2 pseudogenes are annotated in these 1,771 nt (G+C 74.1%); one reads left to right on the top strand and one right to left on the bottom strand.

Features of this window, described 5'->3' with window-relative positions:
• Positions 1-1,090, bottom strand: a pseudogene (locus tag ACTS11_RS14385) (sensor histidine kinase); the annotation flags it as partial.
• 185 nt (positions 1,091-1,275) lie between these two features.
• Between ACTS11_RS14385 and ACTS11_RS14380 the strand changes: the two are divergent.
• Positions 1,276-1,771 (top strand): annotated as a pseudogene (locus ACTS11_RS14380) (ABC transporter substrate-binding protein); the annotation flags it as partial.

Genomic DNA, 1,771 nt, shown 5'->3' with positions numbered 1-1,771 from the left:
GGCGCAGGCGCTCCTCGGTGGCGCGACGCTCGTCCACCTCGGCGCGCAGGCGCGCGTTCGCGGCGTCGAGGTCGCGCGTGCGGTCCTGCACCCGCGCCTCCAGCTCCGCCTGCTGGCTGCGCTGGAGGGCCAGGCGCTCCATCAGCTGCGCGCGGCGCTGAAGGAGCACGGCGGCCAGGAGCCCGCCCGCGGCGATGAGCAGGAGCAGGAGGCCGAAGACCGTCCAGGCCTGCGCGATGGCGGGCGCCGTCGGCGTCAGGATCGAGACGCGCCAGCCCGGCGCGGCGATGAGCGCGGTCTGGAAGACGAAGTCCTCGGCGGTCCCGTCGGGTCCGGTCACCGTCACCAGCTCCGTCTCCGGGCCGAGCGGGCTCCGCCGGACCTGGAGCGGGCGGAGCGCGCCGAGCGGATATTGCTGCGTCGCCGCGATGGCCTCGATGGCCGGCTCGGGCACGGGTCCGAGCGTGCGGAAATGCCAGTCCTGCCGGTCCGAGAGGAAGATCACGTTGCTCGTGTCGGTGACGATGATGGTGCTCTCGGAATTGCCCCAGGTTTCCTCGAAGCGGTCGAGCGTGATCTTCACCGCGACCGCGCCGAGGCGCTCGGTCTCGGCGATCACGGGGGCGGCGAAGAAGTAGCCGCGCTGGTTCGAGGTGGTGCCGAGCGCGTGGAACCGTCCGAAGCCGAGGCTCATCGCGTCGGTGAAATAGGGCCGGAAGGCGAAGTTCCGCCCGAGGAAGGAATGGTCCGAGCGGTAGTTCGAGGTCGCGACCGTCCGCCCCGAGAGATCCATGACGTAGATGTCCGAGACGTCGAGCGACAGCGCGCTCTGCCGGAGAAGCTCGTTGGTGAAGGGCACGAGGCCGGAATTGCCGGGATCGCGCAGGAGCTGGGCGAGGATCGGGCGCTCGGCGATCAGCGCGGGCAGCGCCTGCGTCCGTTCCAGCGCGCCGCGCAGGACCTCGGTGGCGAGACGCAGCGTGGCGCGATCGGCGGCGCCCGCGCGCGCGAGGTAATGCGCCTCGATCCGGGGCAGGGCGGCGAAGGCGAGGGCGACCGCCACGACGAGGCTCAGGAGCAACGCCCGCACCGGCGGGCGCAGGCCTGCCGTCGGCGGCCGGGGTCTGGGGGCGTGGGCGCGTCCTGTCATGGCCGGCGGAGTATGGCGGCGCGGCGCGGCGCTTTCCAGCCCGGCCGTGCGTCACCGTTCTTTTGCTGGCGCGCGGGCGGGCGAGGGGGCTATCGTTCCCGCATGTGCGCCGAGGAGGAAGCCCGATGCCCGTCCAGTCCCGAGTGATCCCGTCCCGTCCCGTCCTGTCCCGGAGCGCGCTCGCGGGCGCCCTCTGCCTCGCCGCGGCGCCGCTGATGGCGCAGGCGCCGGACTGCGGCGGCCTCGGCGCCTCGGGCACCTGGATCGGCGGCGGGGCGGAGACCTCGGACCCCGGCACCGCATCGGGCGCGATGATCCTCTCGGGCAGCGCCGTTCCCTTCGGCGGCGAGGCCGTCGCGCTGTTCTCGCTGGCCGAGCCGCGCTTGGTCCGCCTCGAGGCGCGGTCGAGCGCGCCGGGCGGCGACCCGGTGATCGACCTTTACGACGCGGCGGGCGTCCTCGTGGCGACGGACGACGATTCCGGCGGCGACTTCGCCTCGCGGCTGGAGATCGAGCTGCCCGCGGGGGGCTACTGCCTCGCCGTGCGCGGCTTCGGCGGCGCGGAGCTGGCCGCCGACATCGGCGTGGGCCTGCTCGAGCACGAGGCGCTGACCGCAGGGC

The organism is Roseicyclus sp., assembly GCF_052168335.1.
In the GTDB taxonomy this organism is placed as follows: domain Bacteria; phylum Pseudomonadota; class Alphaproteobacteria; order Rhodobacterales; family Rhodobacteraceae; genus Roseibacterium.
The sequence above is the reverse complement of the archived record's forward strand: the minus strand, read 5'-3'. Positions and strand labels throughout refer to the sequence as shown.